This window comes from Cohnella rhizoplanae (assembly GCF_948329515.1).
In the GTDB taxonomy this organism is placed as follows: Bacteria; Bacillota; Bacilli; order Paenibacillales; family Paenibacillaceae; genus Cohnella; species Cohnella rhizoplanae.
In genome coordinates this window covers 38,792-62,780 of record NZ_CAOJCN010000030.1, presented here as the reverse complement: position 1 = coordinate 62,780, position 23,989 = coordinate 38,792, and the positions used below count along the sequence as shown (strand labels likewise).

Genomic DNA, 23,989 nt, shown 5'->3' with positions numbered 1-23,989 from the left:
GTCCTCTCGTATTCGCAAGATATGTCCGTTATGCGCGGGCCGATGGGGCGGGAAGCTGCGGCGGGCCGGGGGTGGTGTCGGTGGATCGCCGGTTCCGGACGCGCGGCAGGAAAGAAATGTCCGAGCGGAGCTGCGAGCGACTGAGCCTCGCCGCGAGGGCGAAGTAGCGGACTGGGCGGAAAGGACGGTATGGGGCGGATCGCCTCTCGCAGTGAAGGCGATGGCGCATGGCGGGCACCGAAGGGGCCGATCGCCTCTCGTAGTGAAGGCGATGGAGTGTGGCGGGCGCCATTGTAGCCGATCGCCTCTCGTAGTGAAGGCGACGGCGCATGGCGGGCGCCATTGTAGCCGATCGCCTCTCGTAGTGAAGGCGACGGCGCATGGCGGGCACCTAAGGGGCGGATCGCCTCTCGTAGTGAAGGCGATGGCGCATGGCGGGCGCCATCACCGTCGCCGTCGCCGTTGGTCGTCCGTTCCAGCTAACGCCCCACGTCTCCCCCGTGCGGCACCGCGCGCGCTTCGAACGTTCGGGCCAGCTCCGCCAGCCCGGACGCGAGTGCCTCGCCCGCCATCGGCTTGCCGTGGCCGGTGATCGCCGCCGCGGGCTTCAGCGCCGCGAGCTTGCGGACCGAGTCTGCGGCATGCCCCCAGTCGAAGGTGAAGTACGCCGGCGGACCGTGGATCTCCTCCTCCTGCATGAGCACCGCGAAGGCGGATTCCTGCTTCACGGTGATGAAGGCGTCGCCCGCGACGATCGTCCGGTCGCGCTCGCGGTAGAGCGAGACATGGCCTTCCGTATGCCCCGGCGTATGCACCCAGCGCCATTCGGGCAAGCCCGGCACGCTGCCGTCCTCCGGCAGCGGACGTACGACGTCCGAGATATCGATTCCCTTGTGCGGATACAAGGGAGAGATTCGAGACATCAGCCCGCCGCCGACGTCGGGATCGGCTTCGGGATAATCCTTGGCGCCGGTCAGGTACGGCAGCTCCAGCTGGTGCGCGTACACCGGCACCGACCACCGCTGCAAGAGGCCGCGCAGGGATCCGACATGGTCGAAGTGTCCGTGCGTCAGCACGATCGCTTTCGGGGGGCTGTCTCCGAATCTTTCTTTTGCCGCTTCGGCGATGTCGTCCGCGAAGCTCATGACGCCGGCGTCGATCAGCGTCCATGCGCCGCCGCCCGGTTCGCCGATGAACACGACGTTCGCGATGAGCGTCCGCAATCCTGCGACATCGCGGGGAAGTCCGTTTTCAAGCATATATTCGCGCCCTTTCTCTCTCGGAAGCCTTCGCGTTCTCCCGCGACCTCGCAACGCTTCCTTTGATTGGAGTAGATTTTCCAGAGGTGGTCGAATTATGCATACTAATGTGGCAGAGGAGCAGCGTATGACAACGGGAGGTGCATAATCGCGACGAATGCTGGAAGGGGAGAAGAGCGCGTTTCTCGGGATGCTAACGAGATTGGCGCGGCGAAGCGACGGAGACCGAGACGTAAAGCGATGAATCGCCCGGGGGCGGCGTGGCGTAGAATCCGGTGCGATCGTCCGTCGTCTTTCTTTCGATCCGCGCGGTTCAGGGTACAGTAGTACCATCCGATCTTGGACGACGCGGAAGGGGAGAGACGGACGATGGTCAATACGATAATCGTGCTGGCGCTGATCGCATGCACGGCCTTTTTCGTGGCCGCGGAATATGCGGTCATCCGCGCGAGGATGAGCCGCATCGAGCAGATGGTCGCCGAGGGAAACAAGAAGGCGGCGGCGGTGAAGCAGATCGTCGCTCGGCTGGACGAGTACTTATCTGCTTGTCAGCTCGGCAACACGCTCACGAATCTGGCGCTCGGCTGGCTGGGCGAATCGACGGTGGAGCACCTGCTGAGTCCCGTTTTCGGTCTGTTCGCGCTGCCGGAGTCGGTGGAGACGGTCGTTTCCTTCGTGATCGCGTTCCTTATTCTGACGTTCCTCGAGGTCGTAGTCGGAGAGCTGCTGCCCAAGATCGTGGCGATCCAGAAGGCCGAGTCGCTTGCGCTGGCGCTAGCGCGGCCGCTCATGATTTTTTTCAAGATCACCTTCCCGTTCAGCTGGCTGCTCAACCAGTCGGCGCGGCTGCTCACGGGCTTGTTCGGCATGAAGCCCCTTTCCGAGATGGACAACACCCGTACGGAAGCCGAGCTGCGCCTCATTCTGTCGGAAGGCTACAAGAGCGGCATCATTAACTCCTCGGAGTTCCGGTACGTGACGAATATATTCGAACTGGACGATATGGTGGCCAAAGGGATCATGATTCCGCGACGCGACGTGGCATTCATCGATGAGAGCGAGACCGTGCAGGAGGTGGTGGCGCGCACCGCGCTCGACGCTTACGATCTGTATCCGGTCACGGCGGGCCGCGACAAGGATAAGATCGTCGGCCTGATCGATTACAAGGAGCTGCTTACCGCCTACATCCGCCATTCCGCCGAGAAAGACATGCCCGTCCGGCCCTATATTGAACCGGTGCTGCAGCTGCTCGATACGGTGTCGGTGCAGGAGATCCTGCTATTGATGCAAAAGAAGGACATTCATATGGCGGTGCTGATCGACGAGTACGGGGGCACGTCGGGCATCGTCACGATCCGCGACATCATCGCGCGCATCGTGGGCGAACGCCGGCAGCAGCGCGACGAGGACGGCCGACCGCTGATTCAGCAGCTCCCGGACGGCCAGTACCAGTTGAGCGGCACGCTGATGATCGAGGAAGCCAACCGTCTGCTCAAGACGGATATCGAAGACGACGAGGGCGTGTACACGCTGGGGGGCTGGCTCATGTCCGAGCTCGGTGAGGCCCTGCCGGGCGCAGAGGTGTCGGCGGAATCCTATATCTTCGCGGTCGCGGAGATGGAGAGTCGCCAGATCAAACGGATCAACGTGCGTCCCGCGCCGGCGATGGCGAGGGCGTCGCAGGAGGCGCAGAGCACCGCGGACCATCACTCTTAAGAGACCGAGTCATGCATGACGGGAACCGCACAGCGATTGTGCGGTTCTTTGGCGTCTGTCGCGCGGGGCGCTTCGTCTGCGACTGCCGCAGTCAAGGCATCGACTGTAAAAATTCATCTCGATTTGTGTAAAATAAAGCGAAAAACGGAGCATTTCAAGGCAACAGGGAGAATGTGCCAGGCTTATGCGGGCTCTTGCCCGCTCAAGGGGATTTATGAATAATCTGAATATTTGATGAATTGAATCCGCTGTCTTATAATGAGGGCATCAAAAGGAAAGGGGATAGTCCATTGGGCCAGGTAAGCGAAGCATATCCGCAGCGAACGGAATTCAGCAAGCGCAGCCGCCCGGCGAATCGGTAACATGGCGGTCCGGATATGCGGGAATCCAACGTGTACGAACAAGCAGGACGTCTCTTCGGTAGATTGAAGGAAAAACGGAACATGAAAATGAAAGAAAAGCGGAACTAAAAACTGAACGCGAAAGAAGGAAGAATTCAAATCACTCTCTCGGGAAACGGGCGCACGAGCGCCGGCAAGACGCTTTAACCGCACGAACGCTTGTACGACCTTGGAGGTCAATTTAAAAAATGAAGTCTAAGAAGATTACGATCAAGCGTAAGCGGATGTGGCTAAATCTTCCGAAACTTAAGATGGGAGCGTCCTGAGACAATTGAATATGGAAAAAGAAAAGTAGGGCACCCGGTTATCAGCTGTTAACCGGGTGTTCTGTTTGTCTTGGGCGTTTATTCGTTTATTCGGGGCGAAGGATCAACTGAATCTCCTTCAGCGGCGTCTCTTCATAGGCGGCTGCGATGCCCTTGTCCGCGATGAGAGACGACGGGACATCACGCGCGAGATACGACGCTGCGACCGGCTCGCCGAATATCGAGGCGGAGAGCATCCATTCGCCGGGGGCGGCGCGCGTCAGGGAGATCCCGCCGCCCGTCGCCGCTGCGCCGGCGCGCAGGAACAATCCGGCGAACGGCGCGGACATGTCGCCCTGATCGGCGCCGATCGAGGCGCAGAGGTGAAGCGAGAGCGTATCGGCGAGTTGCAGCAGGCCGAGATGCGCTGCGATCATGGCGGTCTCTTCCGCCGATTCGAGACCCAAGTTGCCGCGGATACGGCGCTGACGGTCCTTTTCCTCCGCGATCGCGGCGGGCAAGCCCGCGGGCACACCGCCCACGACGTGCGTCAAAAATTCCGGAGGCAGATTCGTATAATGCATGCTGCATAGCAGCGCCGCATACGCGCTCTGCCTTTCGACCTCTGCGATCCCCCGCTTGTAAAAAGGCAGCCGTAGCCCGAGCGGATAATCCGCCACGGAGAACGGACGCTTCGTCTTGTCGTTCCACAGCGGTACCTCGTCGAGACCGATCCAACCGCGATCATGCTCTGCCGTGGCATAGACGAATTCCTCCGTACGCTCCCCAGCCGGCAGCAGCTCCTGCCTGAGCAAGCCGGCGAGCCGACCCGCCAAGCGGCCGTGCTCGTCATTGGTCGTCATACGGAAATGGCCTTCCCAGGCGCTGACGATCATGTTCATTCCCCCCTCTTGGCTTCGATAACGAAAAGATATCATCGAACGAGGCGGCTATCTAGTATACGATAGTATAAAAATGCGAGGACGGCCATGTAAGCCGGCAGTTGGGGAGGTTTAACGGATGGCAGAAAAGAGGGCGGCAGCGTCCGACGCTCGGATCGGCGACGAGCTGCTAAGGATCGAGTCGGCGCTGTTCGTAGGCCGGGAGCCGGAGCTGCGAGCGTTTGCCTCGCTGCTGGGCGACTGCGACCGGCGTACGCCGATCGTGCATGTTTTCGGCCCTGCAGGCATCGGCAAGACTTGGCTGCTGGGCCGCTTCCGGGAGCTGGCGGACGACCGCGCCATACCGTGGATCGGTCTAGATCTGACAGTGGTGTCGCCGACGCCGGAGAGCGCGGCCGCAGCGATCGGCGAAGCGCTCGGGGAGCACGCGCATACGCAAGTCGCGAGCGCGATCAACGAGCTGGCGGGCGATCGCGGCGCGGTGCTGGCGATCGATGCGGCGGAGCGCGGCATCTCGCTGGACGGTTGGCTGCGGGGCGCGCTGCTGCCGGCGCTCGGCAGACGAGTAATCGTCGTGCTGGCGGGACGCCGCCCGCCGGACGGGGCTTGGCGCGACTCGCCTTCCTGGCGCGGTCTCAGCCTCGAACTGCCGCTCGGGCCGCTGTCGCGGGGCGAGATGGGACGATACTTCGACCGCCTCGGCATCGCCGACGAGGCGGATCGCCGGCACGCTGCCGCGTGGTCCGGCGGCATGCCCTTGCTGCTGAGCCGGATCGCCGCGCTGCCGGCGGGAGGCCCTGCTTTTCCCGATCTGGCGAGCCTGGCGGAGGATTGGCTTGGCGGCAGCGGCAGCCCGATGCTTCGCCTGGTTGCCTGGCATGCTTCGATCCCGCGCGCCTTCGACTATGAGACGCTCGCCTTCCTTTGCGGCGACGCGCTTGATGCCGCTACGTTTGAAGAGCTGCTGCGGCTGCCCTGCACGGCGCGGGGCGGACGCGGTTGGCAGCTGCACGAGCTGGCGCGGGAGTCGCTGCAGGCAGAGTTCCGGGCGCAACGCCCCGAGGCGTGGCGTGCGGCCCGCGAGCGCTGCATGACCGACTACGAGGGCCGGCTCGGCCGGGAACGCGATCCCAATCGCGCAGCATGGCTCATGCAGGAGCTGGTCTATCATGTGGCGGACTCGCGGCTGCGGGCGGTGATGGCCGTGCCTCCGGGCGGCTCTGCCTATAGGATGGAAACGCTCGACGCGCGCAATTACCCGGAGGTCGCGGCTTATCTCGAACGGAGGCGGTCGGAGCCGCGCCGCAAAGCGCAGGCTTTCGTCGACTACGAATCCGATGCCGCCTATACGCTGGAGATGGCCGCGGAGCAGGATGCCGCGCGGGGACGACTGGCGAACGCGGCGGACTGGCTCGCGCTCGGACTCGACTCGGTGAAGCTGCTGCGCGGAGCCGCCGGGCGCATGATCGGGCTGTTCGCCGCGATCCCGATCCACAGGCACACGCTCGATCTGCTGGCCGGCCGACCAGTGACGCGGGCTTATTTCCGTACCTTGTCGATTGCGGATCGTCTTGCGCTCGCCGCGCCGCCGGAGTCGCCTGCGGGCTGGTACATCCGCATGATCGACACGGCGGATTCGGCAGACGCGCGCGCCAGATCGGAGCTCATCCAGGAAGCGGTAGGTTATCTGGCGTCGGGCGGACTGGTGCTGTGTTCGACGCCGCATCCCTTTTACCGCGAGCTGCTTCTGTCGATCGGGATGGAGGCGGTGGAGGGTGCCGACCATGAAGACTATGGGGCCGGGCAGCCGGCCCGTACGTACGCCGCTGACCTGCGGGGAGAGGGCAGACAAGCGCATGTGCGCAAGCTGATCGCCAGACGTCTCGGGCGAACGGAGGAAATTTTGGAGCCTCCGTACGCGTTTACGGCGCGCGAGCGGGTGACGGCGGGGCTTCTGCTGCAGGGTCTATCCAATCCGGAGATCGCGGCGCGGATGTACGTGAGCGAGATCACCGTCAAAAAGCACGTGTCCAGCCTTCTCCGCAAGAGCGGCTGCAAAAGCCGCGGGTTGCTCATGAAGCGGCTCGCGGGCTACGAGGCTGCGCTGCTCCGCGAAGAGCCCTGAGGACGGCGGGGGACCTAGCGGCGGCCATCTCGATTCTCGAGCAGCCCATACTTTTTGCGGATCCGATCGAGCAGCCGTACCCAGCTGAGACCGAAGAAGCCGAGGAAGAGCACGTTGGCAGCCGCGTGGGCGAGGTCGAAGTAGAAGCTCTGGGCATAGGTGATCGCGACCAGCTCCCAGCCGAAGGCGTCGGGGAGGCTGAGCAGCGACCACACGTTCATGATCCATCCGAAAAGGAAGCCCCAGGCCAACCCGAAGAGGCATAGGCCGATCCGCGACTTCATGAAGCGCGTATGGCGCAGCCAACCCGCCGTGGCGCCGACCATGCCCCAGGCGAACATCTGCCAGGGCGTCCACGGGCCTTGGCCGAGGAACAGGTTGGAGGCGAGCGCCGCGACTGCGCCTACGATAAAGCCGGCCTCGCCGCCGAAGACAAGCGCCGCCACGATGACGACGAACGACGTCGGCTTGAAGCTCGGCAGCGGCGCGAAGGCGATGCGCCCGAGCGCCGCCACCGCTGCGAGCGCGGCCAGCATCGCGATCTCGCGGGGCTCGAGCAGGCGGCGCTCAAAGCGGACGAGCAGCGGCGTCATCGCCAGTGTCATCGCGACGGCCGACAGGAGCAGGTAGTGGCCGTCCCAGACCGCCGAGGCGACGGCCAGGGCGATAGCCAGTATGGCGGCGGCGATTAGGAGCGCTTGGCTTCGTCTGACCATCTGCGCTGGACCTCCTCTGCCGTGACGGCGTCCGGATAGCGGTGCCTGACCGCCCGGTTTACGGCCGTCGTGTAGAAGTAGTTGCCGCCGAAAAAGAGAGGCGGCTCCGCCTCGGCCGCGATCTCGCCGCCGTAGAGCAGCGCGCAGCGGTCCGCATGGCGGGCGGCGAACTCGGCGTCGTGCGTCACCATGACGATGGTCATTCCGTCCTCGCGCAGCTGCCGGAGCAGCGCGGCGAAGGCTTCCTTGGCCACGGGATCGAGACCTTTGGTCGGCTCGTCGATGCAGAGGATATCGGGCCTCGGCAGCAGGACAAGCGCGAGCGCGAGCTTCTGCTGCTGGCCGCCGCTGAGGTCGTGCGGATGCCGGTCCGCGAGTTCGCCGAGACCGAACGCGTCGGTCCACCGGGCGATCTCCGCCGCGGCCGCGCCGCCCTTGTAGCCAGCGTCCTCGGCCGCGCGGGAGAACTCCTCGCGCACCGTGTCGCTGCTGAAGTACAGCATCGGATTCTGCGCGAGATAGCCGAGCCTGCGTCCTGGCGCGATCGCGATCTTGCCGCGCTGCGGCTTGCGCAGGCCTGCCATGAGCTGCAGCAGCGTGGATTTGCCCGCGCCGTTGCCGCCCAGGACGGCGAGCAGCTCGCCTTCGCGCACTTGCAGCGACAGGCCGCGGAGCACGTCGGGCAGCTCGCGCTCGAAGCGGTAGGTGAGCTCGCGGCAGGAGAGCACATCGGACGGCGCGTCCGAGGCGGGGCGGGCGGCCGGGCGGAACAGGCGGCGCTGGCGAGCGGCGCCGGCGTCTTCGCTCGGGGCAACGTCAGCGCTGCCGGCTGCAAGATCCGGGGGGGCGGCGGCAAAAGGCCTGCCTCCATCTGCACGATCGCCCGAGCGGCCGCTCGCCAGCCGATCCAGCGCGGCGACCGCTTCGCGTACGGTGAGCGGCAGCGGTCCGTCGGCGGGGGATTCCGCCGCGCCTACAGCCGCCAGAAGCCGCGCTACCGAAGGCACGTACAGCCGCTCCCGCGCGTCGCCGGCGGCCCAGATCCGCGCGCACACGTCTCCGGGAGCGCCGTCGTGCCGGATGCGGCCGCCCTCCATCACGATCAGCCGGTCCGCCAGCGGCAGAATGTCGTCCAGGCGATGCTCGCTCGCGACGACGGTCACCCCGAACTCCTCGTTCAGGCGGCGCAGCAGGTGCACGAATTCGCGCGCGGCGACGGGATCGAGCTGGGACGTCGGCTCGTCGAGCAGCAGCAACCTCGGCTGAAGCAGGAGCACGGACGCCAGGTTGACGAGCTGGGTCTGCCCGCCGGACAGCTCGTGCACGGAGCGCTGCATGAGCGGCTCGAGTCCGAAGAAGCTCGCGAGCTCCGCCAGCCGCTGGCGCATGACGACGAGCGGATAGCCCCTATTTTCCATCGCGAACGCCAGCTCGTGCCAGACCGTATCCATGACGACCTGGCTCTCCGGATGCTGGAAGACGAAGCCGATCTCCTCGGCCGCGCGTCCGTCCGGCAGTTCCGCGAGCGGCAGGCCGTCGTACCGCACGATCCCCGACGACTCGCCTACGGGCGCCAGCTCCCGCTTGAAATGACGGAGCAGCGTCGTTTTGCCGGAGCCCGAAGCCCCGCACAGCACGACGAACTCGCCTTTGCCGATGGACAGGTCGATCTCGCTCAGCGCGGGCAGGGCCGCGTCCGGATAGCGGAAGGTCAGGCGCTGCGTCGCGACGATCTCCATCTGTACCTCTCCTTTGCCTCGAATAGTATGGGCATGCCTACGAACAGCAGGAATATCGCAAAGTGAATGCGCTCGTACGCGGCGAGCCGGAGCGATTCCATGCGCGGATAGAGCGTCAGAAGCCCCCAGCCTTCTCGCCAGCCCGCCAGCGCGAGCAGCAGCAGCAAGCCGAGGATCGCGAGCGTGATCCGGTCGCGCCTGTCCATTCTGTACGGGTAAAAAGCCGTGCGCTTGGCGGTGCCGTAGCCTCGCGCCTTCATCGAGTCTCCCGTGCGCATCGCGTCCTCGAGGGACCAGGTCATGAGGATGCGCAGGAGCACCGCGCCATTGCGGAGCCTGCGGATCGGACCGCCCGTCCGCATGTCGATGCCCCGCGAGCGCTGGATCAGCTCGATCTGCTGGAACCGGCGCGCGAACAGCGGGATGAATCGCAGCGTCATCCAGACGTGCAGGGCCGTCTGCGGCAGCACGGCTGAGAACAAATACATGAACTTGTCCGTCGTCATCACGACGCGGTACGAGACGAACATCAGCAGGACGGCGAGAATGGTCATCATCATCATGGCGCCGTAGAGGACGGCCTCGAGCGTGATCGGCTGATCCCATAGATAAAAGAGAATGTGCCGCCCGCGATGGGAAAGCAGCGGATTAACGATCGCGAACAGCCCGCCGACCAGCAGATAGTAGGGGAGGGCGCGGGCGAGCGGGCGGCCTTGCCGCTGCAGGAGCAGCAGGGCGGTCAGCAGCGCGAGCGACGCAAGCTGGTAGACCGGGTGCGCCAGCATCAGGCCGAGCAGGATGACGCCGGCATAGTAAACGAAGCAGACGAGCGGATGGAGGCCGGCGAATCCGCCTGCGTTCACGAGCCGCTCTCCTTCTCCGGTTCGTCCGCGCCTTTGCCGACGTCCTTGCCCATATCGAGCGTGTACAGCCATTCCACGACGTCGCCGTCCTTTAATTTATACGCGCCGGCGCTCTTGCCGGGGAATCCGCCATTGACGCGGAACAGCCAGCCGCTCTTCGCGCCTTTGTCGAATTCGTATAGGTTATCGATGCCTTCCACGTAAGCTGCACCGCCCTTGCCTTGGTACTCCATCTGTATCTTGCGGCTGCGGGTCGCGCGCTTCAGCACGTCGAGCACGCTATCCCCTTCCTTCAGCTCCACGGCCGCGGGCGCGAGAATCGTGCCCGAATCGGCGTCGCCGACGACCGACAGGGTGACCTGCGACGATTGGGGCGGCTTGGGAAAAGGCGAAGGCGAGGCCTTGACTGGTTGTTCCGGAGTGCCGGCGGGCTTGGTGCCGGACGATGCGGGCTGCTGCGTGCTGCCAGGAGTTAAGGCGCTCGCGGAAGGCGTCGGCCGTGCGGGAGCGGCGCTTGGGTCGGCGGAGCTGACCGGGACTTGGCCGCTTCCGGCGGGCTCCGCGGGGCCTGCGCTCGGCGTATCGCTAGGGGCAGCGGTATCACTAGGGGGAAGCGTTTGGCCGGGGGCAGCAGTGTCGCCAGAGGCAGGCGTGTGGCCAGGGGCAGCGGTGTCGCCAGAGGCAGTGGCGGATGTGCCGGGGGAGGCCGCTGGCGTTGCTTCCGCCGGCTCTCCCGGTGCGGCAGCTTCGGTGCCTGCCGGCACGGTGTCGCCGGCAGGCGATGCCAGTGCCGAGGTGCTAGAGTGCGCCGGTGCGCCGGCCTCTGCGTTATCGTCATCGGAGCGGCTGCAGCCGGCTGCTATCAGCATGACCGAGAGCAGCAGGAGCAACGCCGCGAGGCGGTATTTTTTTAAAGATCTCACTTTTAAGATTCCCTCCTCGCGTTAGCCGCGCGACATCTGTAAATCTGGAACACAATAGGTCATTCGGGCATTAACTCCACCTGCACAGTAGCTCGGGGCGCGGCGATAGTGACATATGGGAACTAACTCCACCTGCACAGTAGCTTGAGCGCGTCGATAGTGACATTTGGGCACTTACTCCACCTGCACAGTAGCTTGAGCGCGTCGATAGTGACATATGGGCACTAACTCCACCTGCACAGTAGCTTGGGGCGCGGCGATAGTGACATATGGGCACTAACTCCATCTGTACAGTAGCTTGAGGCGCAGCGATAGCGTCATTTGGGCACTACCTCCACCCGCACAGTAGCTTGAGAGAAGCCGATACGATACTCGAGCGTTCCCCACTCGTTATGCAGCATCCCCTTGGCTCAGGAGCCGGACCGCGACGACCGCGGCCATCTCCCGGGTGACCGTACCGGCGGGGGCAAAGTAGCCGTCCGAACCGAGCAGGATACCTGTGGAGGCGACGGCGTTCACGTAAGGGAGCGCCGAAGCGCGAATGCTGGCGGCATCCCGCCATGCGGGGCCGGCCGAAGCGCCTGCGAGATCGTAGGCGCGCCCGATCATGACGGCCATCTGCTCGCGCGTGATCGCGTCGCCGGGCTTAAAGGATGTCGCGGACATGCCGTTTACGATGCCGGCGCGGGCGGCTCGCATCACGTCCGCATAGTACCAGGCGGACGGAGCGACGTCCGCGAATACAATCGTGCCCGCGGTGCCGTCGATCGGCGCCTCCGCAAGCCGATCGACGGCCAGCCTGACGAGCAAGGCGGCGAATTCGGCCCGCGTGATGCCTCGCTTGGGCTCGAAGCGGAGCCCGGCGGCGCTTGTGCCGGAGAGCAGCTTGGCCGCATAAGCTTGGTGCACGGAGTCGGATGCCCACCCGGCAATCTGCTGCTCGTCAGCGAACCGTTCCGGTGCGATCCGGTATAGTCCAGAGCTCTTCTTCGCGAAGCGATCGTACGCGATCAATGCAAGCAGCGCCTGCTCCGTCGAGATCGGATCGGCGGTTCCTCCCGGCACGTGCGCGAACCCGCCGCCTGCCGTCCGATAGGCCAGCAGCCCATCGAGCGCGCCGCCGCCATTTTTGACGAATTCGGCTCCACGAGGATCGCGCGCTGCCGCGGTCAATCCAATGATGACCTGTGCGGCCGTCTCGCTGTTCTCCTCGTCTTCGAGCGTGAAGCCCCCGTCAGACAGCTGGATGGACGAGAGATAGGCGACGGCGCGATCGATGGCCGCCCCCGCCTGAGCGCCTCCATCGAACGCAGCACCGGCGTAAGGCGCCAGCGCGGCGATCGCCATGGCCGTAATGTCCGCATTGCCGGCCTCCCCGCCAGTGAGCGGGAAGCTGCCGTCGTCATTCTGGAGCGCCAGCAGCCAATCGAGCAGCTTGTCGCGCGTCCATGCCGCATCCGCAGGCACCGCATAGCCCCCGCTGTCGAGCGCTATCAGCGCGAAGATCGGCCCGTTGGCGCCTTGCAGCGTCAGGTTGCCGTGGTTGTAAATCGCGGCTACCAAGTCGTAGCCCGCGAACGCGCGCGGATCGGCCCCGGCCGCTCGCACGGCGAGGACGATGCGCTCGAGGTCGGTCGCTTTGCGGTACTGGCCGCCGGTGTCCTTCACCTGCTCGGCCAACTCGGCCAGGTAAGCCGCCGGCACGCCGCCGCCCGAGCGGCCGAGCGCGAAGGCTTCCCACTCGGACAGCTCCGCCGCGGGCTTGGCGAGGAGCAGCTTGCGGAGCGCCGCGATGTCCGGGCCGAACGCATTGGCGACCGAACTCCCGTTGCCCGCATTCGCGCCGCCACTGGACCCGCTGCCCGCGCCACTGCCGGACCCACCGCCTGATGCACCGCCCGCTCCGCCATCGCTCCCTTCGCCGTCCGCCGGATTCGGCGCGCCCAGGTCCGCGCCGAGATCCAGCGTGTACTGCCAGACCACCCTGTCCCCTGGCTTCAGCTTATACAGATTCGCGCTGCCCGACGGATAGGCGTCCCCTACGGCATACATCCATCCGCTTTTCGGACCGAGATCGAGCTCTGACAGCCCGTCGATGCTGCTCACGTACAACGTCTCGCCCGATCCGGAAGACCGGACCTTGCCGGGCATGGCGCGCTCCAGCACGGAGAAGGCCGTATCCCCGACGCGCAGGTCGACGGTCGTCGGCGCCAGCAGGGTACCTCGATGCGCATCGCCGATCACGGAGAGCGTGGCCGTACCCGCAGGCGTGCCGCCGCCGCTGTCTCCAGACTCGGCTGCGGCAGCCGGAGCGACCGAATAGAACGCCATCGCAACGATCAGCACGATCGGTAGCGCGAGAAAGCGATACGCGCTGAGCGAATGGGATAAGCGAAGGTGTGGTACTAACGAGCGAAGGCGTGACATGGGCATAACCTCGATTCTGGTAAGATGGCGAGCGCGCAGGGAGCGGCTGCTGGCGGCAATGCCGAGCGGACTGTACATCCGCTATATGGCCGGAAGCGGACGCGTAGAACGCAGTAACGGACGACAAATCCGCTATCGGTACGTCATACAGCGAGAATGGGCCTGACCGAATGCCCAAGCGGATCCACGGTCCGCCACCGAGCCGAAATAGACCCGATGAGGCCAAATAGCGGATCCTATGTCCGGCGCGAACGAATAGTTGGATAGCGCGGCGAGAGCGCGGAACAACATAAAAAAGCCCCTATCAAAGGGGCTGGTAAATGCTTCGTCGGGCCGAAGTCCGGTTCGGCGGCTGTCCGGCCGCGTACGGACGCGGCGAAACGCCGCGGCGCAGTCCCTTCCTTTAACCCCCGAAGAAAGAGAAATCCGACGTACAAGGCAGGTCTCCTGGCTCTTGCCTCATCGCTGACGCGGCGCCTTCCCGTCCGTCCGGACAGTGGCGATGAGCCGCATCGCTCCGCAATTACAGTGGCGGGACCGCGCCGGATTCGCACCGGCTTCCCTATTAAGCCCGTCCGCGCGAACGCGTCGGGGCGCCTTGCCGTCACCGGCTATTCGATTCTTACTCATGATAGACCGCAGCCGCCGCTTTGTCCATCCGAACCGTCGAACAACGCGATAAAGCGCCGGGCCGCCCGCGTCAGATAACGGTCCTTGAGCCAGACGAGACCCACCTCGGACAGCAGGTCGGCGTCCTGAAGCGCGAAGCAGGCGATCCCCTCCAGCGGAAAAGTAGACATTGCGGACTTCGGCAGCAGCGCGGCGCCGAAGCCGTGGGCGACCAGCGTGAGCGCGATCGCCACGCTCGCGCATTCGCACAGCACCCGGGGCTGCAACCCGGCATCGGCGAAGGCGCGCATGATCGTCTCGTGCAGGACGACCGTGCGGTCCGTCTTGAGCGAGACGAGCGGATACGCCGCGAGCTCGGCGAGCGACATCGATGCGCCGCGCCCGCCGTCTCCCGCGCGTGCGCCCTGAGCCGGCAGCAGCGCGACGATCGGATCGGAGGGGAGCGGCTTGATCTCGTAGCGCTCCCTGCCGCCAGGCGCCTCGAATGGCAGCCGCGCCACCGCGAGCTCGATCTCGCGCCGGTCCAGCCGCTCCCCGAGCAGGTGGTGGTCGCCTTCGCTCAGCTTGAAGCCGACGTGCGGGTGCTGCTCCCGGAACCGGCTTAGCGGGCCGGGGAGCAGAGAGGTGCAGGAGACGACGGCGCCGACCGATAGTACGCCGCGCACGCCTTCGTCGAGCTCGCGAACCTCCGCGACCGTCTCCTCCAGCTGCCGAAGCAGGCCGGCCGCGCGTTCCCTCAAGCGCTCGCCCGCCGGCGTCAGCCGCAGCCGGTTGCCCGACCGGTCGAACAGCGTCGCCCCGAGCTCCTCCTCGATCATCCGCATCTGACGGCTGAGCGGAGGCTGCTCCATATGGAGCTTTTTAGCCGCGGCCGTGATCTGGCCTGTCTCCGCCACCGTCACGAAGTATCGCATCTGCCGAATGTCCATCCCAACACGCCCCCGCCATGATCATACCTTTAAGGTATGGAATCCGTACAAAACCGATAGTTCAAATATAGTCCGATTCCCGGTATTCTACAAGCGACACGATAATGCCGAACGAACGATAGTCAAGGGGGATGCGAGGATGGGTCAATATGAAACGGAGAGTGGATCGGGCGCGGGCGGACTTGGCTTCGGCCGGTATTTTACGCCGCATATGCTGATCGCGGATTACGAGGAAGGCACAGGCTGGCAGGCGCCGCGTATCGTGCCGTACGGACCGCTGGCGCTCGATCCGGCGGCGAAGGTGTTCCACTACGGCCAGACGGTGTTCGAGGGAATGAAGGCGTACAAGTGGAAGGACGGACAGGCGAGGCTGTTCCGGCCGCGCGACCATATCCGCAGGCTGAACCGCTCGTGCGAGCGCATGTGCGTGCCGCCGCTGGACGAGGCGCTGCTGCTGGACGCGGTGCGCGGACTCGTGGCCGCGGACCGGGATGGGATCCCGGACGATCCGGGAACCGCGCTCTATGTCCGGCCGTTCGTCATCGCCACGGAGCCGATGCTCGGGGTGGCACCCTCGCGGACTTACCGGTTCGTCGCGATCTGCTCGCCGGTAGGAGCTTATTATCCGGAGGGCATGCGTCCCGTGCCGATCTACGTGGAGACGGAGCATGTGCGCGCGGTCGCCGGCGGCGTGGGGGACGCGAAGACGGCGGGCAATTATGCGGCCGGGCTCAAGGCGCAGGAGGCCGCCGCGCGCCTGGGCTGCTCCCAGGTGCTGTGGCTCGACGGCATCGAGCGCAAGTATGTCGAGGAGGTGGGGAGCATGAACGTATTTTTCCGGTTCGGCGACGAAGTCGTCACGCCCCCGCTCGGCGGCTCCATCCTGGCGGGGGTGACCCGGGACGCCATCCTGCGGCTGCTGCGCGAATGGGGCATCGCCGCGCGCGAGCGGCCGATCGAGATCGGCGAGGTCGTCGCGGGTTCGCGGGACGGCTCGCTCGCGGAGGCGTTCGGCACGGGGACGGCGGCGGTCGTCTCCCCGATCGGGAGCCTGCACTGGCGGGGCGAACGGTTGGCCGTGGGCCGCGGGGAGGCAGGGGAGCTGTCGCGGCGGCTGTACGGCGCGCTCGACGGCATTCAGCGCGGCTGGCTGCCCGACGCGCATGGCTGGATGGAGCTCGTGTGATCGCGCCGCGGTAGAAAAGCCCCACATGGCGATCCCGCCCTCGTGATGATATCATCGGTATATCGGCATGCGGACCGGCCTGTCTAGCCGCGCTTCTATAAAATAGACGCGAAACAATAGACGCGAAGCGATCCTGCATGCCTATGTACGGCTGCTGCCAGAGAGAAGGTCGTCTTACCTATGTTAACGCTCATCGTCGCGCTCGCCGTTCTGCTGCTGCTGGCGGCTGCCGTCTACGCGGTGCTCGCCTTCAACCCGGTCTTCGGCGCGCAGGCCTACCGGGATCCCAAGCATCATCTTCACCGCTCTCCTCACTTCCGGAACGGCAAGTTCCGCTACCCGCTGCCGACCTCGATGGCGACGTCGACGGCGGACAAGCTGTCCATGCTGCGCGACTTCGCGAAGCGCCGGCCGCACGCCAGGCCCGCGCCGGGGCGGCTGCCCGTCGTGAAGCTGGATACGGCGAAGATCGGCGCGCGCGGGGATCAGCTCCGCGTCACGTGGTTCGGGCATTCGGCGGCGCTGCTCGAGATCGGCGGCCGCACGCTGCTGCTCGATCCGATGCTGGGCCGCGCGCCCTCGCCGTTTCCCCGATTCGGCGGCAAGCGCTACGCGGAGGAGCTGCCCTTCAAGATCGAGGAGCTGCCGCGCATCGATGCGGTCATTTACTCGCACGACCACTACGACCATCTGGATTACGGCACCGTCCTCAGGCTGCAAGCCAAGGTCGGCCGGTTTATCGTGCCGCTCGGGGTGGGCGCGCATCTGCGGCGCTGGGGCGTGGAGGAGAGCCGCATCGAGGAGCGCGATTGGCACGAGTCGTTCGAGTGGGCGGGACTGTCTCTCGCGTGCATGCCGGCGCGGCATTTCTCCGGCAGAGGCCTGGCGGGACGCGATGCGACGCTCTGGTGCTCCTGGGTCATCGAGGGCGGCGGTTCCAAGGTGTTCTTCAGCGGCGACAGCGGCTACGGTCCCCACTTCGCGGAGATCGGCGAGCGGTTCGGACCGTTCGATCTGACGCTCGTGGAGTGCGGCCAGTACGATCCGCGCTGGGCGGCGATCCATATGATGCCGGAGGAGACCGTGCAGGCGCATATCGACGTGCGGGGCAAGGCGCTGCTGCCGATTCACTGGGGCGCGTTCACGCTGGCGCTGCACGACTGGAACGATCCGATCCGCAGGGCCGCGGCCGAGGCGGCGCGCAGAGGCGTGACGCTGCTCTCCCCGCGCATCGGAGAGACGGTCGTCATAGACGGCGCGGGCACGGGACCTGCGGCAGAATGGTGGAGGTAAGGACAAGCACATGCCCAGATTCGTATATCTCGCGCTCATCCTGCTCAGTCTCATCTGGGGCGGCTCGTTCTACTTTATCAAAATGCTGGTGGAAGACTTCGGATCGTGGGGCGTCTCCTTCCTGCGGTCGCTGTTCGGGCTCGTCGCGGTGACGGCGGTCATGCTGGCTTGGCGCAAGCCGTTCGGACTCCGCGCGGTACGCTGGCCGGCCATGGCCTTCGTCGCGATCGTGAACACGGCGCTGCCGTGGTTCCTCATTGCTCACAGCGAGACGCGCCTCGACAGCGGGCTCGCCTCGATCCTGAACGCGATGACGCCGCTCTGGACGATCATCATCGGCGTGACGGCGTTCCGGGCGTCCTCGAACCGGTATCAGTGGCTGGGCATCGCGATCGCCTTCGCCGGTCTCCTGCTCCTGCTCGGCATCACGCCGGCTGCGATCTCGTCCATCGATGTCGCCGGCCTCCTGCTCATGCTGTCCGCGACGCTGTGCTACGGCCTCGGCTCCCAGCTGTCCAAGCGGGTGCTGACCGGGTATTCCATGTACCAGCTGACCTTCGGCACGCTGCTCTGCAGCACGGTCGCGAGCGGCGTCATGGCGCTGGCGGCCGAGCCGTTCCCGCTCGAACCCATCGCGGACGGCACGAACCTGCTTCTGCTCTTCGGACTGGGCGTGCTTGGATCCGGCGTCGGCTACATTCTTTTCTACTACATCATTCTGGCGGCCAGCGCCGAATTCGCGACGATGGTGACCTATCTCGCGCCGTGCACGGCGCTCGTGTGGGCGTACACGCTGCTGGGCGAAGACATCGGGTGGAATATGCTCGCGGGCCTGTGCGTGATCCTCGCCGGGGTCTACGTCGCCGGACAGAAGAGAACGCCATTGCAGTCGCAGTCGCAACCGAAGTCGCAGCCGCAGTCGCAGTCGGCCTCGAAGCCATAGACGGCTTATCACCCCATAAAATACCCCTCTCAAAAATAGGAGCCGTCCCGTCGGTCGATGACCGGGGGCGGCTCCCATTTTGTTCAGGCGCCCTCGTCGGGCGGCGTTAAAACGATCTTGGCGTCGCCAAGCTCCAGCTTGACTTTATTGGTATCCTTGATGCCGATCGCCTGGAGATAATCCGCGGGCACCTGCAGCCGGCCGGCTTTGTCCAGGATCGCATATTCGACATGCGACGGCGTCCCCTCCTGCGCAAGGCCGGCCTCCAGCTCTCGCAGCTCCTCGTCGTACGACTTGCGCCGCAGCATCTCCGAGCTGATCTTGCCGTCGCGGATCGCCACGACGCGGTCGACCTTCTTCGCGAGCAGCGGATCGTGCGTGACGATGACGATGGTCAGGTTGAGCTGCCGATTGAGCTCGCGGAACAGATCGAGGATCTGCTCGGCCATGCGGGAGTCGACCGAGCCGGTCGGCTCGTCGGCCAGCAGCAGCCGCGGCTGGTTGGCCAGCGCGATGGCGATGGCGACGCGCTGCTGCTCGCCGCCGGACAGCTGATGCAGCTTATTGCGCGCCCTGTGCGCGAGGCCTACCGCCTCGAGCAGCTCCAGCGCCCGCAGCCGGCGGCGCCGTCCGGTCAGCAGGATCGGCAGCTCTACGTTCTCCAGCGCCGTGAGATAAGGAATGAGATTGCGGGCGTTATTCTGCCAGACGAAGCCGACGCTCTCGCGCTTGTAGCGGACGAGCTCCGCTTCCTTCATCTTGAGCATGTCCTTGCCGTCGACGGTGAGATGGCCGGCCGTCGGACGGTCCAGCCCCCCCAGCATGTTGAGGAGCGTAGACTTGCCGCTGCCGCTGTTGCCGATGATCGCCATCAGCTCGCCCGTCTCGACCGTAAGGTCCAGTCCCTGAAGGGCGAATACCTCGAGATCCGAGGTTTTGTATATTTTCACGAGGCCGTCGCAGTGGATCATCGATTAATCCTCCCCTAGCTTGAGCGCTTGATGAATGCGGATCCGCGTCAGCATGAAGGCGAGGATGCCGAGTCCGGCGGCCAGCATGAAGAGCACCGTCGAATAGAGCCTGATGTAGTCCAATCGCGCGAAGATGACCTCGAAGGGAGGCACCAGCGTGCTCGGGTTAAAGGCGATCTGGAAATGAGGTACGTACAGCCGCGCGGCCGCATTGCCCACGACGATGCCGATCAGGACGGCGACGCCGGACGTGAGCAGCTGCTCCACGGCCAGCATGCCGGCCATCTGCCGGACGGACAGGCCAAGCGCGCGCATGACGCCGTTCTGCAGCGCGCGGCTGCGAAGCGACAGCACCCAGTACAGCATGAAGCCGACGAAGCTCACGAGGATCGACAGGATGAATCCGAGCGTCAGGATGCCGTTGAGCGCGAGCAGGAACGCGTCGTTCTTCGCCGTGACGAGCTCGGTCTGCACGTTGCGCACGGAGGTGGTCGCGATCCGGCTCTTGGCCAGCGCTTCATAGAAGACGGACGACTTGAAGCCGGGCTTCATCTTCAGCCATACCTCGTACGGCTCGAGCGCCAGCTGGAACTGGATGCGAGACAGATGCCCGACGATGAGCATCGGCGCGTTGGCCTGCGCGTCCTCGTCGCCGGCGGTCACGGATCCGGTCGGCGGCAGCGGGTTGAAGCTCGGGAAGTAATCGACGATGCCGTACACGGTAAAGGGTCTCTGCTGCACGTTGCTCCACCCGATCCAGATCGTATCGCCGGGCTTCAGATTTTTCTGCTTCGCGAGCGAGCTAGAGACGAGTACGGCTTTGGCGTCGCCGGCGATCAGGTTGAGATACTGGTACAGCGGGTGGGCCAGCAGGCTGTCCTTGAACCAGGCCGCGCGGCCGAAGTCGTCGGTATCGATGCCAAGCAGCGTCGCCGAGCCCGAGATGCTCGTCGTGTCCGAACCGCTCGCCGCGCTGAAGTCGACCTGCTTTCTGAACACCTTCGCGGCCTGCTCCACATCCGGCAGCGTGGCATAGGTCTCGAAGGAGGGCTCCAGGTAGTGAATCACGGTCGATCCGGTGCTCTGGGGCTGCTCGGAGGCCGGTCCGCCCGGAGCGGGGGGCGGAGGCTTGTCGTTGGGCCACTGGGCGGTCACGACGATATCCGAACCCGCCGCATAGCGGATGCGGTCGGTCATATTGTCGTTGATCGTCCGGGCTGCGCTCGCACTGAACAAACCCGTGGCGATCGTCAGGATGAGGAACACCATGAGAAACTGATATTGGCTGTTGGACCGGCCGACCTGGATCAGCGTGTAGTAGACGGAAGGGCTCCACCATCTACGGCCTGCGACATAGATGAGTCTCAAAATATACGGATACAGCCTGAGCAGCAGGAGACCGCCGCCCAGGATGAACAGGGCGGGCACGACGAATTGCAGCGGATCGATGCGCAAGTCGTCCGTGCCGAGCCCGAGGCGCTGAATATCCTGCAGCCTCGAACGGAACGTATACAGTCCGTAGAGGGCCAGCCCCAGCGCGATCACGTCCAGGTACAGCCGATGCCAGAGCGGGGCTCTGCCTTGACGGGCCAGCTGCTGCTTGTGTCCCACGATATTCGCGCGCGTCGCCAGGGCCACGGACAGCATGAGCATCAGGAAGGCGGCGCCCGCGGCGCAGGCCCCGTACAGATAGGCCTCCGCCGTCAGATGGACGGTCAGGCCGACGCGCTGCACGAACGACAGGAATCCGCTCGAGGCGCCCAGCAGCTTGGTGAGCAGCAGGCCGAGCGGCGGTCCGGCGGCGAGCGCCAGGCCGCTCAGCAGGAGACTCTCGACGGCGAAGGCGAGCAGGATCTGCCGGCGGGACGCGCCGCGGCTGCGAAGCACGGCGATCTCGTTTTTCTGCCGTCCGGCGATCAGGTTCGACACCATGAACATATAGAAGCCGAGCATGATCAGCACGGGCAAGTTGAGCGACCACACGAGCTTCTCGAGCTGCTTCGCCCGTTCCTGATAGCGCTCGATCGTCTTCTGCGCGGGAAAGGAGAACTCGTTGCGGAATAGCGCGACCTTGCCGACCGTCGCGGCCTGGATCTGCTTGGCCGCCGCTTCGAATTTGTCGATGCCGGACACCTCCAGCTTGGAGTAGTCCAGCGCGATATACCATCCGGCCGTCAGCACGGGCAGGATGCCCGCCTGCACGAAGTCCCGGTCGAACAGCTTCTCGTCGAGGAGAAAGGCCTGCTTGAGCGACGCGAGCGAGGGATCGCGATAGTACGGATCGTCCTCCCGGAGCGGCTCGATGATGCCGGTCGGCCTGATCAGCATCTTGCGGCCCAGCTTGGGGTTGTCCACTTCCAGGACGGTGCCCAGCACCGATTTGAAGTTGTTCAGGCCCGCTTCCGTCACGAGCACTTCGTAGACGCCGTCCTTCGTCTCGGATGCGGGCATGACGCCGTCCTTCAGGCGAATATGCTGCCGCAGCCCCTCGAGACTCGTGAACCGGCCGCTTTTGCTTGCGCTTTTGCGTTCCTTCTCGGGCGTTCCCTGCCGGTAGACGCTGAACCGCTCCGTGTTCGATTCCCGGGCGATATCGAGGATCGGGAGGCCCGACGCGGGTGCGCCTTCTTTTTTGATATAAGCGTCCAGATCGGAGATAATCTTGGCGCGCTGCTCCGTCGTCTGCGCGTCGAACGACGCGCGCGTCCAGATGGCGCCCGCGTATACGCCGGACGTCTGCTGCTGGGCCTGCAGGTCCTTGACCAGCATTCGCGAGAGCGTCGCTTCCTTGTAAATCGGCATGCTGCTGACCAGCGCCACGGACATGAGGATTCCGAGGAACAGACTGATTACGAGCCACATGTTCTGCGCCATTTTGCGCAAGATCATGACGAACAAAGCCATGGCGCTATCCTCCCGGGCACGAATTCTACTGCAGTACGACGCTGTCGCCTTCGGACAGGCCTGCGACGATCTCGACCTCGGTCGAAGCGGAGATTCCCGGCTCGACGTCGACTTCACGAAGCTTGCCGTCCTGCAGCACGCGCACGTAGCTGCGGCCCATGCTGGACCTTAACCCGCTGCGTGGAATTTTGATCACGTCGTCCTTGTGCTGGAGAATGATTCGGATGTCGACGCTCTGACCCAGCTCGACGCCTTCCGGCAGCTGAGGGACGCTGAAATAAAGCGTCGTCGCGTACTTTTCCGCCAGCTGCTTGTTGAGGGACTGCGGCGCGGTCGCGGGGGTCTGCGATACCTTCGCCTCGAACTGGATCTCTTTGCCGTTCGCGTCGTTATACGTGACATCGGCCTTGAAGCCGATCTCGGCTTTGTTGACCTGATCGGCCGAGGCGCCCGACGTCACGAGCTGCATCTTCGTCAGATTCGCGACCCGCACGATCGTCTGGTAGCTATCCACGTAATCGCCGGGCTGCAGCTCCTCTACGAAGACGACTTGCCCGTCGATCTTGGAGAGCAGCCGCTTGCTGTCGAACTGCTTGCTCAGACGATCGTACTTCATTTGCTCGATATCCCGCTGCAGCGTGGCCAAGCGAAGCGCCAGTTGGCTGTCTTCGTCCTTTTTTCCCCCGTATTGCGCCGTGGCCGCCTTAAGTCCCGACTTGGCCCGCAAGAGCGCGATTTCCTGCTCTTTGAGCCGGAGGTCCAGGTCGTCCAGCACAAGCTCGGCGAGCAGATCGCCCTTTTTGACCTGTTGGCCGGACGTGACGTGAATCTTGGAGATGCGCCCGCCCGTACCCGTGAACTGGGCGACGTCGAAGGTCATGGCTTCGAACGTTCCGCCTAGCTGGAGCGCGTTCTCGATCGGTCCCTTGACGGCCTTGACCGTCTGGTAATTCTCCGCGGCGGGCTTGACCAGAGGGGGGGCGAGCGCCTCCTCCTCGCGGGGGATCAGCGTGCAGCCCGCGAGCGCGCCGGAGAGCGCCAAGGCGATCCCCGCGGCGGCAAGGCGTCTATAGCGTCGAGACAATTTGCCCATCCTCCAATTCGTAAATGTGGTCGACGATCTCCATGATGGCCGGATCGTGCGTCGTCATCACGATCGACAGTCCGCTCGACTCGACGAGGTCCCTGAACAGCTTGATGATGTGAAGCCCGGTCTTCGAGTCGAGCTCGGCGGTCGGCTCGTCCGCCAGCAGCATGCGCGGCTTGTGCGCGATCGCCCTGGCGATCGCCGTGCGCTGCTGTTCGCCCCCCGACAGCTCGAAGGGACGATGGTGCATCCTGGGCTTGAGGCCGACCAGCTCGAGCGCCTGAAGGGCGGCTTCCCGCCGCGCATCCTTGGGGCTGGCGCTGATCCGCAGCACGAACTCCACGTTCTCGTAGGCGGACATGAGCGGGAACAAGGCGAACGACTGGAACACCAGGCCGATCTCCTTGCGCCGCAGTCGGTCCCGTTCGCCTTCGCTCATCGCCGTGAGATCCATGCCGGCGAACTCGATCTTACCCTCCGTCGGCCGATCGAGCGCGCCGAGCAAGTTGATCAGCGTCGTCTTGCCGGAGCCCGAACGGCCCTTGAGCACCACGAGCTTGCCTGCCGGGATCGCGAGATCGATTCCCTTTAGCACCTCCACGGTCCCCGGGCCGCTACCGAAGGCCCGCCTTAGCCCGGATACGCTGACGATGTTGTATGAAACCGTTTGCAGCAATGAAATGCACACCTCGTTCCTTATAAAGAGCTGCCGCGCGCTCGACGGTCGTTG

The 23,989-nt window shown here is 64.8% G+C and carries 17 protein-coding genes and 1 riboswitch; of the genes, 5 read left to right on the top strand and 12 right to left on the bottom strand.

The genetic code is table 11. From position 1 onward, the window contains the following. Nucleotides 1-479: 479 nt before the first annotated feature. Nucleotides 480-1,259: an MBL fold metallo-hydrolase gene (locus PQG80_RS26250; RefSeq protein ID WP_271754683.1), complete on the bottom strand. Its 780-nt coding sequence runs from the start codon at nucleotides 1,257-1,259 to the stop codon at nucleotides 480-482. 369 nt (nucleotides 1,260-1,628) lie between these two features. Here PQG80_RS26250 and PQG80_RS26245 point away from each other — a divergent pair, with 369 nt between their 5' ends. Next, complete coding sequence (locus tag PQG80_RS26245; RefSeq protein ID WP_271754682.1) at nucleotides 1,629-2,975, top strand: hemolysin family protein; 1,347 nt, start codon at nucleotides 1,629-1,631, stop codon at nucleotides 2,973-2,975. A gap of 753 nt (nucleotides 2,976-3,728) precedes the next feature. Here PQG80_RS26245 and PQG80_RS26240 read toward each other — a convergent pair. Further along, entirely contained in the window at nucleotides 3,729-4,517 is a 789-nt protein-coding gene (locus tag PQG80_RS26240; RefSeq protein WP_271754681.1) for a DUF3891 family protein, read from the bottom strand. A gap of 124 nt (nucleotides 4,518-4,641) precedes the next feature. Between PQG80_RS26240 and PQG80_RS26235 the strand changes: the two genes are divergently transcribed. After that, nucleotides 4,642-6,648, top strand: coding sequence for a LuxR family transcriptional regulator (locus PQG80_RS26235; protein WP_271754680.1), 2,007 nt, complete (start codon nucleotides 4,642-4,644; stop codon nucleotides 6,646-6,648). A 14-nt stretch (nucleotides 6,649-6,662) separates the two neighbouring features. Here the strand turns inward: PQG80_RS26235 and PQG80_RS26230 are convergent, their stop codons facing one another. The 6 genes from PQG80_RS26230 to PQG80_RS26205 all read right to left on the bottom strand — a co-directional run bounded on the left by PQG80_RS26230 (nucleotide 6,663) and on the right by PQG80_RS26205 (nucleotide 14,875). After that, a complete protein-coding gene (locus PQG80_RS26230) occupies nucleotides 6,663-7,364 on the bottom strand; it encodes an ECF transporter S component (RefSeq protein WP_271754679.1) in 702 nt (233 codons plus the stop codon). Next, nucleotides 7,337-9,103: an ABC transporter ATP-binding protein gene (locus tag PQG80_RS26225; RefSeq protein ID WP_271754677.1), complete on the bottom strand. Its 1,767-nt coding sequence runs from the start codon at nucleotides 9,101-9,103 to the stop codon at nucleotides 7,337-7,339. Before PQG80_RS26225 ends, PQG80_RS26230 begins: the two co-directional genes overlap by 28 nt. Then, complete coding sequence (locus PQG80_RS26220) at nucleotides 9,076-9,966, bottom strand: energy-coupling factor transporter transmembrane component T (protein ID WP_271754676.1); 891 nt, start codon at nucleotides 9,964-9,966, stop codon at nucleotides 9,076-9,078. Before PQG80_RS26220 ends, PQG80_RS26225 begins: the two co-directional genes overlap by 28 nt. Further along, on the bottom strand, nucleotides 9,963-10,889 hold the full coding sequence (locus PQG80_RS26215) for a DUF4430 domain-containing protein (RefSeq protein ID WP_271754675.1): 927 nt from the start codon (nucleotides 10,887-10,889) through the stop codon (nucleotides 9,963-9,965). Before PQG80_RS26215 ends, PQG80_RS26220 begins: the two co-directional genes overlap by 4 nt. A 390-nt stretch (nucleotides 10,890-11,279) precedes the next feature. Then, nucleotides 11,280-13,316, bottom strand: a complete 2,037-nt coding sequence (locus PQG80_RS26210; RefSeq protein WP_271754674.1) for an S-layer homology domain-containing protein — start codon at nucleotides 13,314-13,316, stop codon at nucleotides 11,280-11,282. A 420-nt stretch (nucleotides 13,317-13,736) separates the two neighbouring features. Then, nucleotides 13,737-13,931, bottom strand: a riboswitch (cobalamin riboswitch). An 11-nt stretch (nucleotides 13,932-13,942) separates the two neighbouring features. Continuing rightward, nucleotides 13,943-14,875, bottom strand: a complete 933-nt coding sequence (locus PQG80_RS26205) for a LysR family transcriptional regulator (protein WP_271754673.1) — start codon at nucleotides 14,873-14,875, stop codon at nucleotides 13,943-13,945. Between the two features lie 139 nt (nucleotides 14,876-15,014). On the opposite strand from PQG80_RS26205, the gene PQG80_RS26200 reads away from it, so the two are divergent. From PQG80_RS26200 to PQG80_RS26190, 3 genes are all read left to right on the top strand, one after another. After that, on the top strand, nucleotides 15,015-16,061 hold the full coding sequence (locus tag PQG80_RS26200; RefSeq protein ID WP_271754672.1) for a branched-chain amino acid aminotransferase: 1,047 nt from the start codon (nucleotides 15,015-15,017) through the stop codon (nucleotides 16,059-16,061). A 180-nt stretch (nucleotides 16,062-16,241) separates the two neighbouring features. Further along, nucleotides 16,242-17,354 (top strand): MBL fold metallo-hydrolase, encoded by a 1,113-nt coding sequence (locus tag PQG80_RS26195; protein ID WP_271754671.1) that lies wholly within the window; start codon nucleotides 16,242-16,244, stop codon nucleotides 17,352-17,354. 10 nt (nucleotides 17,355-17,364) lie between these two features. Then, nucleotides 17,365-18,297 carry a DMT family transporter gene (locus tag PQG80_RS26190; RefSeq protein WP_271754670.1) on the top strand — a complete coding sequence of 311 codons (933 nt, stop codon included), beginning with the start codon at nucleotides 17,365-17,367 and terminating at the stop codon, nucleotides 18,295-18,297. Between the two features lie 83 nt (nucleotides 18,298-18,380). Here the strand turns inward: PQG80_RS26190 and PQG80_RS26185 are convergent, their stop codons facing one another. The 4 genes from PQG80_RS26185 to PQG80_RS26170 are packed head-to-tail and all read right to left on the bottom strand — an operon-like array spanning nucleotide 18,381 to nucleotide 23,935. After that, nucleotides 18,381-19,268: an ABC transporter ATP-binding protein gene (locus PQG80_RS26185; RefSeq protein WP_271754669.1), complete on the bottom strand. Its 888-nt coding sequence runs from the start codon at nucleotides 19,266-19,268 to the stop codon at nucleotides 18,381-18,383. 3 nt (nucleotides 19,269-19,271) lie between these two features. Continuing rightward, entirely contained in the window at nucleotides 19,272-22,172 is a 2,901-nt protein-coding gene (locus PQG80_RS26180; RefSeq protein ID WP_271754668.1) for an ABC transporter permease, read from the bottom strand. Nucleotides 22,173-22,197: 25 nt separating this feature from the next. After that, nucleotides 22,198-23,256 carry an efflux RND transporter periplasmic adaptor subunit gene (locus PQG80_RS26175; protein ID WP_271754667.1) on the bottom strand — a complete coding sequence of 353 codons (1,059 nt, stop codon included), beginning with the start codon at nucleotides 23,254-23,256 and terminating at the stop codon, nucleotides 22,198-22,200. After that, entirely contained in the window at nucleotides 23,240-23,935 is a 696-nt protein-coding gene (locus PQG80_RS26170; protein WP_432432812.1) for an ABC transporter ATP-binding protein, read from the bottom strand. Before PQG80_RS26170 ends, PQG80_RS26175 begins: the two co-directional genes overlap by 17 nt. Nucleotides 23,936-23,989 lie beyond the last annotated feature (54 nt).

Coding starts and splice junctions, on each gene's coding strand:
- PQG80_RS26250 (WP_271754683.1), bottom strand. CDS start 1,259: ATGCTTGAAAACGGACTTCCCCGCGATGTCGCAGGATTGCGGACGCTC.
- PQG80_RS26245 (WP_271754682.1), top strand. CDS start 1,629: ATGGTCAATACGATAATCGTGCTGGCGCTGATCGCATGCACGGCCTTT.
- PQG80_RS26240 (WP_271754681.1), bottom strand. CDS start 4,517: ATGATCGTCAGCGCCTGGGAAGGCCATTTCCGTATGACGACCAATGAC.
- PQG80_RS26235 (WP_271754680.1), top strand. CDS start 4,642: ATGGCAGAAAAGAGGGCGGCAGCGTCCGACGCTCGGATCGGCGACGAG.
- PQG80_RS26230 (WP_271754679.1), bottom strand. CDS start 7,364: ATGGTCAGACGAAGCCAAGCGCTCCTAATCGCCGCCGCCATACTGGCT.
- PQG80_RS26225 (WP_271754677.1), bottom strand. CDS start 9,103: ATGGAGATCGTCGCGACGCAGCGCCTGACCTTCCGCTATCCGGACGCG.
- PQG80_RS26210 (WP_271754674.1), bottom strand. CDS start 13,316: ATGTCACGCCTTCGCTCGTTAGTACCACACCTTCGCTTATCCCATTCG.
- PQG80_RS26205 (WP_271754673.1), bottom strand. CDS start 14,875: ATGGACATTCGGCAGATGCGATACTTCGTGACGGTGGCGGAGACAGGC.
- PQG80_RS26200 (WP_271754672.1), top strand. CDS start 15,015: ATGGGTCAATATGAAACGGAGAGTGGATCGGGCGCGGGCGGACTTGGC.
- PQG80_RS26195 (WP_271754671.1), top strand. CDS start 16,242: ATGTTAACGCTCATCGTCGCGCTCGCCGTTCTGCTGCTGCTGGCGGCT.
- PQG80_RS26190 (WP_271754670.1), top strand. CDS start 17,365: ATGCCCAGATTCGTATATCTCGCGCTCATCCTGCTCAGTCTCATCTGG.
- PQG80_RS26185 (WP_271754669.1), bottom strand. CDS start 19,268: ATGATCCACTGCGACGGCCTCGTGAAAATATACAAAACCTCGGATCTC.
- PQG80_RS26180 (WP_271754668.1), bottom strand. CDS start 22,172: ATGGCTTTGTTCGTCATGATCTTGCGCAAAATGGCGCAGAACATGTGG.